Genomic DNA, 15587 nt, shown 5'->3' on the forward strand with positions numbered 1-15587 from the left:
GCTTACTCTTCGTCCATAATCACCTGTACCCAGTGCGGCGGGTCGGGAATCGGGTTATTCAGTCGTTTCAGCAGTAGCCATGCCGCCAGATGCACGGTGAAGAGATAGACTAGATCGCTCAGTAGCACGATCGCGATCGTGGCAATTTGCACGACGGTTACATTGGTTTGGCTCAGCACATCAATGCCCACGAAGCCCCAATTGACCAGGCGGGTCAGCACGATCTGGATTAAATCCGTAATGCGATTGGTGAGATAAGTCCACAGATCTTCGCCCAGAAACACCGAGAGAATTGCTAACCGGAAAAAGAAGCCAAACATGGCGATGATCGTGCCGATCGCGATCGAGGGCAGCCAGGGAGAACCGCGTCGCCACATTGCCCCAAGCTGCACGCCCAGAAACGCATAAGGTACACAAAACAAAATGCTGAGATATGGACCCATCAGCACCGACAGCAGCAGCCCAGAAACCACCGCCGACATCCACGAAGCCCGGAATCCCCATCGCAGATAGGCAAGGGCGATCGGCAGCGGAAACAAAATCCGCATCCAGGGTCCGATGCTGAGGTAATAGCTCACTAGCCACATTAAACTCGCAGTGCTGGCAAGAAATGCTGTCTCGACCATCACCAGCGTGGGGGTCATGACTCGGATCGGCTGATCTGGCGTTGGGGCATTGGCAGCAGGCGAATCTCGATCGATCGTCAGGCTGGCTTCGACTTCGGCAAATTCCCGTTCCAGGTCGTCTGCCGACGAATGAGGAGAATTTGACCCACTGGAAATTTGATTGCCTTTGGGGTCTGCCGGGTTGCCTGCTAAAGAGTCACTCATGCCGTACCAGAAGAGATCGCTGATCTACTCTATCGTTTCTCCCGGTCGATGCGGAGCAGTTCCCTTTTCTGGAGCGATCGCCTTTCTCAGCGACCTGACGCTGCGCTTTCTCAGTTTGGCTTTCTCAGTTTGGGTTCCGGGTGGACTGCCGCAAAAGATCGCGAATGTCGCGCAGATAGAGTTTGATGCTCCTGAGCGTATCGATGAACCACAGCAGCAGAAAAATCTGGAGCAAAACCAGGATTAGCGCAAACCAGCCAAATCCAACGTTTACCATTGCAGCTTTAGTCCTACTTGTGACCTTACTTAAAAGAGCGGATTTGAAAGAGCGATCGTTCTAAATTCCTGGTAAGTATTGTAGAAGCTGAGATCTTCCCCAGTTCCCCTCCCAGAAGGAAAGAACCAAACTCAACTGCTCACGAAGGAAAACTGAACCACTCAAAGCTCCTTTTGGGGTTTAGGAAGATCTAAACGAGAGCAAGCCACTCCTGGGTGAGCCTTGAATTCCCGTCCTAGCCCTGCCCGCAGCAGCGATCGATTCCTAAACTATCAAGCAGCAAATCGCTAACCGCATTGGCAACTGCAAACTCACTGTAGAAACTCCGGGAAAAGTCAAATCCTTGCATTTCGGTGACGATCGCAATCACCAGCGATCCCACATCGTTTTCCCCTTCCATGCGCTGGCGCACAAACACCTGGGCTGCTCTCGCCGCAATTTGATGATTCACCGCTTCCGGCAAAAATTCTTCATCCAGCCAGCGATGCAAAGACGCTTTCAGCCATTCACCCTCCTGCTCAGCATTGCTTGCGGGCGGCAGTGTCACGGGTGGGATTGGTTCAGCCATCGTCGCTTCCCTCACTCGCAAATCGATATGTTTATCCTACCTTCCTGGGTTATCGTACGTTGAGATCATCCTAAAGCGAAGCGTCGGGTTATGACTCGCTATGACATTGACTCAATTGTGGCTGGCTATGCTCAGGGCTATTTCTTGATGGCAGACGAGCAGGGCAATCTCGACTGGTACAGTAGCCGCAAGCGGGCACTGATTCCCCTAGATGAACAGTTTCGCTACCCCCGATCGCTTCAACGCGTCCTTAACCAAAATCGCTTTACCGTTGCGGTCGATCGTGCCTTTGCAGAAGTCGTCGAAGGCTGCGCCGATCGTGAAACCACCTGGATCTCTGGCGAACTTCAGCAAATTTATGAGGAACTGCACCAGGCAGGCTGGGCACACAGCTTTGAAACCTGGCAGGGTAACGAATTGGCAGGCGGAATCCTGGGACTGGTAATCGGCGGAGCCTTTATCGGCGAATCCATGTTTTACCGCATTCCCGAAGGCTCAAAAGTAGCGATGGTGAAATTAGTGGAACGGCTTCGATCGCGCCAGTTCACTTTATTTGATGCTCAGATGACGAACCCTCATTTAGAACGATTTGGAGCGTATTTGATTGGCGATCGAGAATACAAAAACTTGCTGAATCGGGCACTCCAGCAGCCTTGCTCGCTGATATAGCCTTTTTCAGGCAGATGAAGTACAGAGAAGGGGGGTGCAGGAGCTGTGTCCCCACCCCCTCGTACCTTAATAGAGGGGAAAGCTGTATAGAGTTGACTGAAATAAACTAAAGATATGAAGCAAGTTTTGATCTGGCTCATTCAGGCATATCGCCTTTTAATTTCACCCCTGTTTCCGCCCTCCTGCCGCTTTCAGCCGACCTGTTCACAATATGGCATTGAGGCAATTCAGCGATTTGGCGCAATTAAGGGAAGCTGGCTCACCGTGCGGCGAATCTTGCGTTGTCACCCGTTTCATCCGGGCGGCTACGATCCGGTTCCGCCTAAACAGGTGCTAGAAGAATGAGAGTTTGGCTACAGGGTTGCAATATTCCTTCTTGTAAAGTCTGTCGCCCAGTTTAAGCGGCTAGCTTGCCTGCACTTCCCGCAATTCGTGCTGATCCCAGAGCTGGCGATAAAGTCCTGAATGAGCGATTAACTCAGAATGGCTACCTGCCTGCACAATTCGCCCGTGATCCATCACTAGAATCCGATCGGCAGTCGCAGCCGCAGAGAGCTGGTGAGAGATAAACAGCACCGTTTTGCGGCGAGTTCCCTCGGAGAGGTTGTGCAGAATTGCAGTGGCAGTCTGGTTGTCTACGCTGGAAAGGGCATCGTCCAAAATCAGCACGGGCGCGTCGGTGAGTAGAGCTCTGGCTAACGCAGTTCGTTGTCGCTGACCACCAGAAAGGGTAATGCCGCGTTCGCCCACGATCGTCTCGTACTGCTGCGGAAAGTTGAGAATTTCGGTATGGATTTGTGCCTGTTTTGCCGCGTATTCCACCTCAGGCTGTTCGCTCACGGGATCACCATAGCGAATGTTGTTTTGAATCGTAGTGCTGAACAAGAAACTTTCCTGCGGCACATAGGCGATCGCCGATCGCAAATCCTGCAAACGAATCTGTGTGATATCGTGCCCGTCGAGGAAAAGCTGACCGGGTTCAATCTCCAGCAGGCGCGGAATTGCGTTGGCTAGGGTACTTTTACCTGAACCGATCGACCCTACGATCGCCACCGTCTCGCCCGGACGAATCAGGAACTTCACGCGATCGAGCGCAGGCTGTTTTGCCCCACCATAGGTGTAGCTCAGTTCTTCTGCCCGCAGTTCTCCCCGGACTTCCGATCGTTTTAGCCCGATCGCATCAGGAACATCATGGATTCGGGGTGCGGTGGAGAGGATGGTTTCGAGACGATCGATACTGACTTCCCCGCGCTGAAATGCCGTAATCGTAAAGCCCAGCAGAGCTGTGGGAAAGACGAGCCGTTCTGCAAACAGTAACAACGCCACAAAGTCCCCGACGGACAGCGTATTGTTGCCGATCGCCCCAATGCCCAGCGACAGCAGTGCCAACTGACTCACACTTGCCAATCCTCGCAGCAGGGGAAACAGGGTGTTTTGCGTTTTGGAAAGCCGTAGATTTGCCCGCAACAGCTTATGGTTTAGCTGACGAAAAGCGCGTCGCTCGTTGTCTTCTTGGGCATAGATCTTGATCAGGGCAATGCCGCTCATGTCTTCCTGAATCAGGTCACTCAGGCTTGCGGTTTCCTGCTGCACGTTCATTTGGTAGTTTCGCAGTCGCTGGCTAAATAGCTGCACCAACGCCAGAATCAACGGATACACGGCAACTGCCACCAGCGTCAACCGAACGTTGATCGACAGCATCGCGGGCAGGGTCAGCGCGTAAGCCAGGATGATATTCACCGTACTCAGCACCGCAAAACCCACCAGACGGCGAATATTATCAACATCGCTCGTCGCACGGCTAATCAGATCTCCGGGGGTATTGATGGCAAAATAGCTCGGTTCCAGTCCCAACAAATGGCGAAAAATTTGCTGCTTCAGGTCAAACTCTACCTGTCGCCCCACGCCAAACAGCAAAATCCGCGACGACATCCGCGCCAGCCACATAATTGACGAAAGCAGCAGCACCAGCAGCGAATAATAGATGACGCGATCGAAATTAAAATTCTGCTGAAGCTCATCCAGCCCATCGCGAATCAGCAGCGGAATCTGCACCGACAGCCAGTTCACAACGACCAACGAAGCAATCCCGATCGCCGCACCTTTCCAGTGGGGGCGCATGTAGGACAGCAGTTTTTTGAAGCGGGAACGGGAGTCAGCCATAGTTACGGAAGCCAGATAAGTCAGCACCCAGCAGAGCAGCGAGCATCACTCACAGTCTATCGTTTTGATTCCTTTTTCCGCAGCTTAAACGGTCAGGGGGTCAGCCAGCCAACCTCTGAGGAAGTAATAAATTGTTGCCAGGTATTCATCCACCACCCGCGTCGTAATCACCAACGCCTCTGCACTAGGGATAATATCGGTGACGGCGGCAAACTGAAGTCCGCGCTGAATCTGAAACACATAAAAATCAGTCGGTCGAGGAATGACGCTAAAGTTGAGCCGGGTAAAAGTCGAGGCAGTTCGCCGGATCGAGAGGGTAGGAGCCACCAGGACGATCGGAACCCGACCTGCCGTGGCAGGAGCCGGAACCGGACTGGCATTGTTATCGCAAACCGCAAATAGCCGACAGTTCCCATTCCCGGCAGTTGTGGTCAAAATATTGCGAGCGGCTTCTGCACTGCTGCGCGGATCAACCCCATTGCGATCGATCTGAATCCGATCGTTGGGCACACCATTCGCCGTCAACAGTGCCCGGATGCTCTGATCGCTGTTAACCGCTTCGTTATTGCCGTCAATGCTGCTGACGATCACCAGTGGGGTGTTGCCCCGTGCCACGCGAGTTCCATAAAGCTGAGCCGCATAAAGTAGCCGCGACTGAAGATTAACGCTCAAACCGCCTGTGGTGTTGCTGATCTGGGTCCGAATTCGCGAAGACGGGTCAGAGGGCAATGCCCCATCGCCCAGTACGACGATCGCCTGCCCTTCCTGAGGATTGGATGCCTCCTGACGCTGCACTGCCTCTAGCACGGTTCGCTGCTCGGTTTGAGCCGTGAGCAGGTATGCCGTCAGCGGCAAGCTAAAGATCAGCAAAATCAAGAAAGCGGCAAGCACCTGTCCTCCATCCACCGACTTTAAGCCCTTTCGCATTGCCGCACCCAGCAGCACCAGCGATAGCCCCAACGGTCGCAGGAAAAAGGCAATAAACGACCACAAAATCCCAACCGTGCGATTGGTCGGCTGTAGAAACGCCAGCACCAGCAGCAGCACCAGCACAATCCCGCCCAACCAGGTGAGATAGCGACGATCGATAAAATTTTGCAGAACGTAGCGAACGATAAAAAAGATGGCAGTCAGGAGCAGCAGTTGCGTAATCAGTTCAAACATGGGCTTTGTTATCGCGGCAGAGCATAACCAAGTGGAGCGAATCGAGTGGGGAGTTCCCCGCTGGGGGTAATCGAATTGAGACCTGCTCTAATGTACTCAAACTCGGTACAAACGGTTAAAAAAAAGCCCCTACCAAACGGCAAGGGCTATCACTTCCTGGAAAACGTAGTGAGAACTCAAAATCAAGAATCTGGACTAATATGCGCCCGATCGATTCAGAATGACGGCGATCGTCTGGAAAATTAACTGCAAGTCATAGAGCGGATGCCAGCGTTGCTGATAGCGCAGATCCAGCTCAACAATCTGTTCAAAGTCCTTAATGGCAGAACGTCCGCTGACCTGCCACTCTCCGGTTAGCCCTGGTTTAACGTTGAGCCTCAGCCAGTGCCGATCAGCATAGCGGCTGACTTCATCGCGGGTCGGCGGACGGGTTCCAACCAGGCTCATATCGCCCATCAGTACATTCCAGAACTGGGGAAACTCATCCAGGCTGGTCTTTCGCAGAAATTGCCCAACACGAGTAATCCGAGGGTCTTGCTCGTTCTTAAAGATAAGCCCCTTTGCTTCGTTTTGAACCAGGGCTTTGAGTTGATCGGCGTTTTGCACCATCGATCGAAACTTGAGCAGCGTAAACGTCTTGCCCCGTAAGCCAAATCGCTCCTGCCGAAAGAAAATTGGTCCAGGGCTGTCTAGCTTGATGACCACGGCGATCGGAATAAACATCAAGGCGAGCAGGAGTAGCCCGACGATCGCCCCCACAATATCGATCATGCGCTTAATGACTGAAGAGGCAGAGGGGTGAGGAGCCTGAACTTGCAGCCCTATAGGAAGGGAAATAGAGTGCCCTGCTTGCTGAATCACGGAGTCAGTCATGCTTAGAAGCCCGTACAATGTCTAGGTGAGTGACGAGGGAAGTGGCTAGGAGAAGTGTCTAGGACAAAACGACTACCATTTTATTCCTGAAGTATAAAATCGCGGCATATCAAGCATCGAGGGAAATTCGCTTCTTTGCAAAAGCTTTTTAGTTCTGTAGAAATACTGAATGATCCCTAGAGTTTTGTGAAGCTGAGATGAAGACAGCAGATGTTGGTTCTCTTTTTTATATTTTCTACCGATGAAATTTTAATTTCGGTGGATTGGCTTACAGCGACTTACCCGGTTGCTGCATCAAAAGTCACAGTATTGGTCCTGAAAACGTCTTGAAAACCATACCCATCTGCAAACTAAAAGAATAGGGACTTTTTAGAAATAGTAATGCCACTTCATATCCCGCTACGAGCAGCACGTAGGCGAGGAATAGACTGAGGAATAGATCGAGCAATCGGGCAATTCAGAAAAGCAGATTAGAAAAGTTTGTTCACAAAAAAGTTGAAGGGCTTTGTATGCACCGTTTGGCAACTCAGCCAGGAGGCTGGACTCCAGAGACAGAAGGAGTCATTTTTATCGAGCAGTCGCCTGCACCGATCGTGTACCTGACCGCGGCTGATACCGATATTCAGGTGCTTGCTGCGGCAACTTCTCAGCTTTCCGAAGGGTTTCCGGCAATTCGGGCAGTGAATCTGCTTCAGCTTCAGCAGCATTTGACGATCGACACCTATGCAGAACAGGTCTTATCTCAGGCAAAGGCGATTGTGCTGCGCTTGCTGGGGGGACGATCGTACTGGTCTTATGGGCTGGAGGTGGTCAAGCAAACAGTACAGGAAACAGGAGCCATGCTGTTTGTGCTGCCTGGGGATGATAAACCCGACCCAGAGCTGTGCAGCCATTCAACGGCTTCGCTGGTGGCGGTCGATCGACTCTGGCGATACTTCACCGAAGGCGGCGTAGAAAATATGGTCAACGCGCTCAAATTTCTGGCGGATACTGCTTGCCAGACCGATTATCAGCCCGACCTGCCGCGATCGATTCCGCGAGTCGGACGCTATCCTTTTCCGCTGCCTCAGCCCCTTGCCCTGGATGCCCCAAAAGCCGGAATTCTCTTTTATCGTGCCCATTATCTCGCAGGCAACATTGCCCCGATCGATGCGCTTTGTCAGGCGTTAAGCGATCGAGGTTTAGAACCTGTGCCCCTGTTTGTTTCTTCGCTGCGGGATGGCGAGGTGCAGGCAGAGCTACTGAACTGGTTTCAGGACCAATGCCCGATTCAGGTTTTGCTGAATGCAACAAGCTTTTCCCTTGCCCGTCTGGAAGCCGAAACGCCTAAGGTTGAGCTATGGCAGCGTCTTGATGTCCCGGTGTTGCAGGTAATTCTCAGCAGCGGTACACAGGCCCAGTGGATCGAGCAAACTCGCGGACTCTCTCCTCGCGATATGGCGATGAATGTGGCTCTGCCTGAAGTCGATGGGCGGATTATTACTCGTGCCGTGTCATTTAAAGCGGTTGAGGCACGCCATCCCATCCTGGAAACCGATGTGGTGGGCTATCAGCCGCTAGCCGATCGCATTCAGTTTGTGGCAGACCTGGCCATGAATTGGGTGCGTTTACGCCAAACCCCTGTAATCGATCGCCGTATCGCGTTAATCCTGGCAAACTATCCCACCCGCGATGGCAGACTGGCCAATGGCGTCGGGCTGGACACGCCTCAAAGCTGCGTTGACATCCTCAAAGCTCTCCAGCAGCAGGGTTACTGGGTTGAAAATCTACCCCAATCTGGGGACGAGCTGATCGCGCTGTTGACCCAAACGGTAACGAACGACCCAGAGGGACAACTCCTGCGTCCAGTGCGCCAATCCCTAACCCTGCCCCAATACAATCGCTTTTTTCAATCGCTGCCGCATCCTGTACAGCAAGGCATCACCGATCGCCGGAATTGTCCTACGGCGGAACTGTCTCAACGGGGTCTAACAGATTCCCCGAATTCCCCCGAAACCGCCTTTCCGATCGCTGGAGTGCAGTTGGGTAAAGTCTTTGTCGGAGTGCAGCCTGCCAGAGGCTATGATCTGGAGCCATCGCTCAACTATCACGCCCCCGACCTAGAGCCGCCCCACGCCTATCTCGCCTTTTATGAGTGGCTGCGTCAGCAGTTTGGCGCACAGGCGATCGTTCATGTAGGTAAGCACGGCAATCTCGAATGGCTTCCGGGCAAGGGAACGGCTCTTTCTGCCTCCTGCTATCCTGAAGCAGTGTTTGGCGCGATGCCCCACCTGTATCCGTTTATTGTGAATGATCCGGGCGAAGGTGCTCAAGCAAAACGCCGATCGCAAGCCGTCATTCTCGATCACCTCACCCCACCCCTGACCCGCGCTGAACTTTATGGTGGGCTTCAACAGCTTGAAACGCTGATGGATGAATATTACGAAGCGCAAAGCCTCGATCCGTCCCGTTTATCGCTGATCCGGGATCGAATTCTCACGCTGATCGACCAGACAAATTTAGACCGGGATCTCGCACTGCGATCGGGCACTCAAACCCCCTCTGCTGACGATCGTTTCACCGGACTCCTCACCCGAATCGACGGCTACCTCTGCGAACTTAAAGAAGCGCAAATTCGCGACGGGCTGCATATTTTCGGCAGTTGTCCTCAAGGGCGACAGCTGCGGGATTTGATTGTGTCGATCGCCCGCCATCCCGGACGCGATCGAATTGGACTGACTCGTGCCATTGCTCAGGATTGGGAGCTACCCTTTGATCCGCTCACGGCAGATCCAGCAATTTTAATAGAATCTCTTAATCATCAAAGTCCACCAGTATTAAGCCCTTCAGGGGGCTGCTCAACGCGGTCTAACTCAACGATTCATTCCCCGATTCAGCAACGCCAAAATTCTTGCGAGTGGCGCACGATCGGCGATGCGATCGAAGCTCTGGAAACAGCGGCAGCAGCGTTGATCGAATCCCTATTACAATCCGTCCCCATTTCCGCCAATCTGCCCGCCACGCAAACAGAACTGCACTGGATTACCAAAACCCTGCTGCCTGCCCTGAAACAAACCGATCGCGAAATCACGCATCTGCTCCATGGGCTATCGGGCGGCTATGTGCCGAGCGGAGCATCGGGCGCACCGACACGCGGGCGTCCTGAAGTGTTGCCCACCGGACGAAATTTCTACTCGGTCGATATTCGCGCCATTCCCACCATGACGGCTTGGGATGTGGGACGCAAAGCAGCAGAAACGCTAATCGAGCAATACACCCAGGAACAGGGCGAATATCCGCGCACGCTGGCTCTCTCGATCTGGGGCACGTCCACAATGCGAACCGGGGGCGATGACTTTGCCGAAGCATTGGCGTTGCTAGGCGTACAGCCGGTCTGGGAAGGAGCTTCAGGTCGCGTGGTCGATTTCGAGATTTTGCCGCTGTCGGTGCTAGGTCGTCCCAGAGTGGATGTAACGCTGCGGATCTCTGGCTTTTTCCGCGATGCCTTCCCGAATCTAATTGATCTGTTTCAGCAGGCGATCGTTGCTGTCGCAGCCCTGGAGGAATCCCCAGAGCAAAATCCGCTTGCTGCCCAGGTTCAGCAGGACGCTCAAAACGGGTTGCAAACCGGACTTTCGATGGAACAGGCGATCGATCGCGCTCACTACCGCATCTTTGGCTCAAAACCGGGAGCCTATGGAGCCGGACTGCAAGGCTTAATCGATGCCCAAAACTGGACAGACGATCGCGACCTGGCGCAGGCTTACCTGAACTGGAGCAGCTACGCCTACACCGGAAAAACTGAAAGCTTTGCGCCCGAAGCGTTTGAGCAGCGACTCCGTCAGATGCAAATCGTGCTGCACAACCAAGACAACCGCGAACACGATCTGCTTGATTCCGATGACTATTATCAGTTTCAGGGGGGCCTGACAGCAGCAGTGCGAACCCTATCAGGCAGCAATCCGACCGTTTATTTTGGCGATCATGCCCTGCCCGAAAATCCGAAAGTGCGTCGTCTGGAAGCTGAAATTGCCAGAGTCTATCGATCGCGGGTCGTCAATCCCAAATGGATCGCGGGCGTGATGCGGCACGGCTATAAGGGCGCGTTTGAAATGGCAGCCACGGTCGATTATTTGTTTGCCTACGATGCAACAGCGCATTGCGTCCAGGACTATATGTATCAGGGCATTGCCGAGGCATACTTATTTGACCCGACCGTGCAGGCCTTTATTCAGCAAAAAAATCCCTGGGCACTGCGCGATATGGCAGAACGGTTACTCGAAGCTAACCAACGCGGGCTGTGGCACGAGGCTGATTCCAAAACATTAGAACAGCTTCGATCGCTTGTCCATGAAACAGAAGGGACGATCGAAGCTCTGAGTTCAACAGGTTTCTGAGTTCAATTGCCACCCTACAGAACTGGTTTCAAAGTCCCCCAGGATCTGGGGATTTAGGAAGCAATGTAGAAGCTTTGTTACTCTTCAACCCTAAACATTCGGCGTATTGACTCCAGGAGCCGCAGGTCTAGAAAACAGTCCAAAAACCGGACCCAAAACTGCGCCAAACACAAAACCGCCCGCGTGTGCCCAGTACGCCACGCCGCCCCCTTGCATGCCGACCATTGATGGAGCGTCCAGACTTGCTACGCCATAAAGAGCCTGCTGCACAAACCAAAAACCCAGGAACAGAATTGCCGGAATGCGGAAGGTGGTAATAAACAGGAAAATCGGCACCAGCGTCAGAATTCGCACCTGCGGGAACCGCAAAATATAGGCGCCCATGACTCCGGCGATCGCCCCACTTGCCCCCAGCGACGGCACATCCGATCCGGCTGAGAAATACCACTGCGCTAAAGCGGCCAGTGCCCCACACAGCAAGTAAAAGATCAGGAACCGCGTATGCCCCATCTGGTCTTCGACGTTGTTGCCAAACACCCAGAGGTAAAGCATATTACCGCCGACATGCAGCAGTCCCGCGTGCAAAAACTGGGAGCTAAACAGGGTCGTAATCTCTTGCAGCAGCGAAATCTGGGGGTTGCCCTGCAACGCTGCCGAAAACTGAACCGGAACCACTGCCCAAGTGCGGAAAAAGCCCTCCAACACAGGTCCAGGTAAACTAATTTCGTATAGAAAGATCAAAATATTGAGGGCAATCAGCCCATAGGTCACGTATGGGGTAACGCGAACCGGATTTTCATCACGAAGGGGAACCACAGCAGTTGCTCTTAGTAAGGATATATTTTGTGCAAGCAGAGCATACCGCGATCGATCGCTCCCCTGCGTCTGACTCACGATAGGTTTCACCAAAGGAAATTCCTGGCTTCTCCTTACCGCGAATCCTAAGCATGAGCTTTAAATTTCTCAAATAAATAAGCTTCAATAATGAGCTTTAACGGGCGACAGAGATCAAAATAAAGCCAAAAAATACAAGACAAGGAACCTAGCTGATGTGAGACAGATGCCCCGACAGTAGCAGCCAAATTCCTTGTCTTCGCAGGTGTCTAGATTTCTAAACTCAGAGAGCAAAGAACCAAACGATAAGCCGATCGGAGAGTATCAAGCAGAAAATGCAGATAAAGCAGCCCAAACAAGGGGCATCACTCAATCTGGCAGCTATTTACTCAACCACGACCGTGCCAGCCATACCTGCACCCCGGTGAGGAGCGCAATAGTATTTGTAGGTTCCGGGCTCGTCAAAGGTGACTTCATAGGATTCGCCCGGAGAGAACATGAGCTGGTCGTGCGACTTAGCCGCCTGTGCCTTATCTTCAAACACCACGTTATGCGGAGGCAACTTGTTATTCTGCCATTTCACGGTGTCACCCGCTTTGATGGTCAGGGTAGAAGGCTGAAATGCCAGCATTCCATTGTCAGCACCCATTTTGACCGTGTAGGTTTCAGCAGAAGCAGGCGAGACAGCCAGCAGAAACGTGCAAACAACCAACACGATCGAACAAAGGGTGAGACTTAAACTCCGCGAAACAAAGGAAAACAGTTTCATGAGTAACCTCTGGAGGTTTAAGTTGAACTCAGTCTTATCACTCAAATTTTATCTTGAAAGATCACCGTTCATAACGATAAATTGCCCCAGCCTGGAGCTTTTTGAGCCGCTCGAAGCAAAAATGCTGCTAAATCCTCGGTCTGCTTGGTCGAAAGCCACGACTCTGGAACCTCGCGACAATACAGGCTTTCCTCACTGCCGTCATAAGTCATCGGCTGCCGCAGAAAAGCAACCAGACTCTCAATGTTGTCCCGTGGTGGCATTGCTCCCTTCAGCGCCTCCAGCGTCAGCGGCACGGTCGGGTCAGGCAAAGTTGCACCGCCCACATGACAGTTTTTGCAGTTCTCCTCAAAAAAACGCTTGCCCGCTGACAACTGCTCTGCCGAAAACTCGCGGCGATTTCCCTCAGCATTATTAGGGAGGGCGATCGGTTCTTTGGCATCCAGATAGCGCAGCACATAGGCATCAATTCCTGCCGCTTCTGCCGGTGGAGAACCCAGGAAAGCAGCGAATACGATGGCAAATACGATGTGGAGTAAAGCGATCGTCATGCCAAACGCACTCAGGCAAGTTTGCCAACCGCGAAGAATTCGCCTGATTTGAGCCACTCGACCAAAAACCTGACAAAACACGGAACGTCCTCCTGGGAATTAGCCCTCAACCCTTTTCTTTAATAAAGTGCAGCGCAACGCACTGGCAAAAATCCAAAAAACAAGGGGCAGGCAATGCCCGACCCCAAAACTCCTCTCATTCAGAGAGTGCTTAAAAAAACAGTTTAGTAATAGATTTTGCCGCCGCCCCACTTCTCGCCAACTACTTTTGGCTGAAGCAGAATATGTCCAGCGATCGCAACCAGGTCATCTTCGGTCAGATTTCGCATCTTTGGAAAGATGTCCGTGCTCTTCGTGCTGGGGTGAATCTCAGAGATGTCAGACTGCCCATCGTAGGTCGTGGGGTTGTGCATATAGTCCACCAGTGCCTCTAGATTGTCCCGACGAGGATTCGCCAGCGCAAGGGATTCTGGGTCAAGTCCAACGTTGGGGTCAGTCTTGGTTACGCCACCCACATGGCACTGACCACAGGCATAGTTAAACAACCGCTTGCCTTCAGAGACTTGCTCCAGGCTCAGGGTCTTTGTATCGCCCTGGTCATTTAGGGAAATGGTACGGGTTGCTTTATCCAGTTCAGCCGCAGTTGCGCCTCCGACAAACAGTTGAAAAGCCAGGAAGACCGTCACTGCAACAACCCAGATGTATCTTTTAAACATGGTTCTCCTTAAGAGTGCGTCCTTCGTTATCGGGTTTGATAAAAGTTCAACACAGCGAGACTCAATCTGCTTCAAGTCCATACACGGGAAGCCACAAACCCTAACGCTTGCTCTGCGCCGACCGATCAGGATTGAGCTAGCTCATTCAATATCATGCCACTGTTTGACGCTTTCCCAAAGACTGATGACGATAGACTTTCATCCATCTGCTGCTGGAAGATTTACCTCCGAAAAATAGAGTTGCTTTTCGATCGCACTCCGTAGGATGTTTTAGATTCCTGTCCGGCTCCTCCGCTTGCAGGGGGCTGCCACAGCACAAAGGGCAAGCTTAGTCCGCCAATGAGCAGCATCACCAGGGTTGTAATCCAGATAATCCAGCGATTGGGCTGATAGTTACCCCGCTCGATCTGGCGAAATGTCCGGTTATAGCTCCATGCTGCCAGCACAATCATCACCATGCCTGCCAGCACCAGCACTAGTCCAATCGTTTGGGAGCTAATGGGATTACGCGGCAGTGTAGTTTGAGTTACGCCCTCGTGAAGCTCGCGCAAGAATAGCCCAAAGCGGGCGATCGCTAATCCAAAACTAATCAAGGCGATCGAAGTCCGAACCCAGGCAAGAAAAGTACGCTCGTTTGCCTGATGCTCACGCTGACGATCGACGCGGAATGGTTGACTCACAAATTCCTACTATTAGGACAGATTAGCGATAGTTCGTGAACTGTAGCGCTACCGGATAATCTTCCTGCTTAAGCCGCTGAATTACTTCTTGCAGATCGTCTTTTGCTTTGGCGGTGACTCGCACCGCATCGCCCTGAATCGACGGCTGCACTTTCTTAAACTCATCTCGAATCAGCTTAGAAATCTGCTTGGTCAGCTCAGAGCTAATGCCTTTCCGCAGTTTGATTTCCTGCTTCACCCGGTTTCCTCCAGCAGATTCCACCTTGCCGTAGTCAAAAATTTTCAGCGACAAATTCCGCTTCGCTGCTTTCGTATGCAGAATCGTGTGAACGGCTTGCAGGGTAAAGTCGCTGTCGGTATTCACCACGATCGACTCTGCACCCAGCTCTAGCGTCGTTTTCGTGTCTTTTAAGTCGTAGCGAGTATCGATTTCTCGTTTGGTTTGATCGACCGCGTTCACGAGTTCCTGGCGATCGAAATCACTTACTACATCAAAGGAATACGTAGAAGCCATGAGTCAAAAGAACAATAAAAAACCACAATCTGAGCAAAATAATTTAGGCAACGACTTCTTGCCGAATTTTGGCTTAGCAGAGATTTGGTCGAGCCATTCCAAAACTTAAGTCTAATTCATAAATTTGCTGAGTCTACCGATCGCTCTGCCAACTCAGCCCTAAGGCGCAGCCTGCTGCAAGCTCAGCCCCATCAGCGTTGCGATTGCCAGCGTTCCGACGCCAAACATCAGCGATCGCAGAATCGGCACATTTAAAATGTAAAACGGCGAGTAGAGCGATCGAGCCACCACATAGCTGATTGCGGCCCCGGTTGCCCAGACCGATTCTACCTGAGTCACGACTGCCATCAGTGCCCCCGCCGCAAACAGCATAAATGACTCAAACGAATTCTCATGTGCCCAAGTCGCCCGTTTCGCATAGTTCGGCAGCTTATCAAACAAGGCACGCGGATTTGCCATATCGAAACCTGCCTGCACTCGCCCATAGGCAACCACCAAAAACGGCACATAGATGAGGACAGCGGTGATCGCAATGCAAAGCAAAAGCGTATATCGCACAGGCAGGGCTTGCAGCACAGGCATAAGCTCGAATCAAAGGATAGT

Annotated in this window: 16 protein-coding genes; 4 read left to right on the forward strand and 12 right to left on the reverse strand. The window is 52.3% G+C overall.

The features are described from left to right. Positions 1 to 2 precede the first annotated feature (2 nt). Positions 3 to 830, reverse strand: coding sequence for a DUF2232 domain-containing protein (locus NDA02_RS12365; RefSeq protein WP_190792021.1), 828 nt, complete (start codon positions 828 to 830; stop codon positions 3 to 5). Between NDA02_RS12365 and NDA02_RS12370 the strand changes: the two genes are divergently transcribed. Next, complete coding sequence (locus NDA02_RS12370) at positions 829 to 1077, forward strand: hypothetical protein (RefSeq protein WP_190792022.1); 249 nt, start codon at positions 829 to 831, stop codon at positions 1075 to 1077. The two genes, NDA02_RS12365 and NDA02_RS12370, sit on opposite strands and share 2 nt — an antisense overlap. A 265-nt stretch (positions 1078 to 1342) precedes the next feature. Here NDA02_RS12370 and NDA02_RS12375 read toward each other — a convergent pair whose 3' ends face one another. Next, on the reverse strand, positions 1343 to 1675 hold the full coding sequence (locus tag NDA02_RS12375) for a hypothetical protein (protein WP_190792023.1): 333 nt from the start codon (positions 1673 to 1675) through the stop codon (positions 1343 to 1345). A 90-nt stretch (positions 1676 to 1765) separates the two neighbouring features. On the opposite strand from NDA02_RS12375, the gene aat reads away from it, so the two are divergent. Continuing rightward, positions 1766 to 2344 carry a leucyl/phenylalanyl-tRNA--protein transferase gene (gene aat, locus NDA02_RS12380; protein WP_190792024.1) on the forward strand — a complete coding sequence of 193 codons (579 nt, stop codon included), beginning with the start codon at positions 1766 to 1768 and terminating at the stop codon, positions 2342 to 2344. A 114-nt stretch (positions 2345 to 2458) separates the two neighbouring features. Beyond that, complete coding sequence (yidD, locus tag NDA02_RS12385; protein ID WP_190792025.1) at positions 2459 to 2689, forward strand: membrane protein insertion efficiency factor YidD; 231 nt, start codon at positions 2459 to 2461, stop codon at positions 2687 to 2689. A gap of 60 nt (positions 2690 to 2749) precedes the next feature. Here yidD and NDA02_RS12390 read toward each other — a convergent pair whose 3' ends face one another. From NDA02_RS12390 to NDA02_RS12400, 3 genes are all read right to left on the reverse strand, one after another. Continuing rightward, positions 2750 to 4507 carry an ABC transporter ATP-binding protein gene (locus tag NDA02_RS12390; protein WP_190792026.1) on the reverse strand — a complete coding sequence of 586 codons (1758 nt, stop codon included), beginning with the start codon at positions 4505 to 4507 and terminating at the stop codon, positions 2750 to 2752. Positions 4508 to 4591: 84 nt separating this feature from the next. After that, entirely contained in the window at positions 4592 to 5671 is a 1080-nt protein-coding gene (locus tag NDA02_RS12395) for an ElyC/SanA/YdcF family protein (protein WP_190792027.1), read from the reverse strand. Between the two features lie 195 nt (positions 5672 to 5866). Then, positions 5867 to 6544, reverse strand: a complete 678-nt coding sequence (locus tag NDA02_RS12400; RefSeq protein WP_190792028.1) for a sugar transferase — start codon at positions 6542 to 6544, stop codon at positions 5867 to 5869. Between the two features lie 509 nt (positions 6545 to 7053). On the opposite strand from NDA02_RS12400, the gene cobN reads away from it, so the two are divergent. Continuing rightward, positions 7054 to 10920, forward strand: a complete 3867-nt coding sequence (gene cobN, locus NDA02_RS12405) for a cobaltochelatase subunit CobN (protein WP_348255038.1) — start codon at positions 7054 to 7056, stop codon at positions 10918 to 10920. A 90-nt stretch (positions 10921 to 11010) separates the two neighbouring features. Here the strand turns inward: cobN and NDA02_RS12410 are convergent, their stop codons facing one another. The 7 genes from NDA02_RS12410 to NDA02_RS12440 form a co-directional block, all read right to left on the reverse strand. Beyond that, a complete protein-coding gene (locus NDA02_RS12410; protein WP_190792032.1) occupies positions 11011 to 11736 on the reverse strand; it encodes a rhomboid family intramembrane serine protease in 726 nt (241 codons plus the stop codon). A 403-nt stretch (positions 11737 to 12139) separates the two neighbouring features. Continuing rightward, positions 12140 to 12523: a plastocyanin gene (gene petE, locus NDA02_RS12415; RefSeq protein ID WP_348255039.1), complete on the reverse strand. Its 384-nt coding sequence runs from the start codon at positions 12521 to 12523 to the stop codon at positions 12140 to 12142. 68 nt (positions 12524 to 12591) lie between these two features. Then, positions 12592 to 13155: a photosystem II cytochrome PsbV2 gene (psbV2, locus tag NDA02_RS12420; protein ID WP_348247039.1), complete on the reverse strand. Its 564-nt coding sequence runs from the start codon at positions 13153 to 13155 to the stop codon at positions 12592 to 12594. A gap of 143 nt (positions 13156 to 13298) precedes the next feature. Then, positions 13299 to 13790, reverse strand: coding sequence for a photosystem II cytochrome c-550 (psbV, locus tag NDA02_RS12425; protein ID WP_190792991.1), 492 nt, complete (start codon positions 13788 to 13790; stop codon positions 13299 to 13301). 221 nt (positions 13791 to 14011) lie between these two features. Further along, positions 14012 to 14470 carry a DUF202 domain-containing protein gene (locus NDA02_RS12430; protein WP_190792990.1) on the reverse strand — a complete coding sequence of 153 codons (459 nt, stop codon included), beginning with the start codon at positions 14468 to 14470 and terminating at the stop codon, positions 14012 to 14014. Positions 14471 to 14492: 22 nt separating this feature from the next. Continuing rightward, positions 14493 to 14984, reverse strand: coding sequence for a YajQ family cyclic di-GMP-binding protein (locus tag NDA02_RS12435; protein ID WP_190792989.1), 492 nt, complete (start codon positions 14982 to 14984; stop codon positions 14493 to 14495). A 159-nt stretch (positions 14985 to 15143) separates the two neighbouring features. Continuing rightward, on the reverse strand, positions 15144 to 15566 hold the full coding sequence (locus NDA02_RS12440; RefSeq protein WP_190792988.1) for an MAPEG family protein: 423 nt from the start codon (positions 15564 to 15566) through the stop codon (positions 15144 to 15146). Between the last annotated feature and the right edge of the window lie 21 nt (positions 15567 to 15587).

Source organism: Leptolyngbya sp. ST-U4, from assembly GCF_039962215.1.
Lineage (GTDB): Bacteria > Cyanobacteriota > Cyanobacteriia > Elainellales > Elainellaceae > Leptolyngbya_A.

Coding starts and splice junctions, on each gene's coding strand:
- NDA02_RS12370 (WP_190792022.1), top strand. CDS start 829: ATGCCGTACCAGAAGAGATCGCTGATCTACTCTATCGTTTCTCCCGGT.
- NDA02_RS12365 (WP_190792021.1), bottom strand. CDS start 830: ATGAGTGACTCTTTAGCAGGCAACCCGGCAGACCCCAAAGGCAATCAA.
- NDA02_RS12375 (WP_190792023.1), bottom strand. CDS start 1,675: ATGGCTGAACCAATCCCACCCGTGACACTGCCGCCCGCAAGCAATGCT.
- aat (WP_190792024.1), top strand. CDS start 1,766: ATGACTCGCTATGACATTGACTCAATTGTGGCTGGCTATGCTCAGGGC.
- yidD (WP_190792025.1), top strand. CDS start 2,459: ATGAAGCAAGTTTTGATCTGGCTCATTCAGGCATATCGCCTTTTAATT.
- NDA02_RS12390 (WP_190792026.1), bottom strand. CDS start 4,507: ATGGCTGACTCCCGTTCCCGCTTCAAAAAACTGCTGTCCTACATGCGC.
- NDA02_RS12395 (WP_190792027.1), bottom strand. CDS start 5,671: ATGTTTGAACTGATTACGCAACTGCTGCTCCTGACTGCCATCTTTTTT.
- NDA02_RS12400 (WP_190792028.1), bottom strand. CDS start 6,544: ATGACTGACTCCGTGATTCAGCAAGCAGGGCACTCTATTTCCCTTCCT.
- cobN (WP_348255038.1), top strand. CDS start 7,054: ATGCACCGTTTGGCAACTCAGCCAGGAGGCTGGACTCCAGAGACAGAA.
- petE (WP_348255039.1), bottom strand. CDS start 12,523: ATGAAACTGTTTTCCTTTGTTTCGCGGAGTTTAAGTCTCACCCTTTGT.
- psbV (WP_190792991.1), bottom strand. CDS start 13,790: ATGTTTAAAAGATACATCTGGGTTGTTGCAGTGACGGTCTTCCTGGCT.
- NDA02_RS12435 (WP_190792989.1), bottom strand. CDS start 14,984: ATGGCTTCTACGTATTCCTTTGATGTAGTAAGTGATTTCGATCGCCAG.
- NDA02_RS12440 (WP_190792988.1), bottom strand. CDS start 15,566: ATGCCTGTGCTGCAAGCCCTGCCTGTGCGATATACGCTTTTGCTTTGC.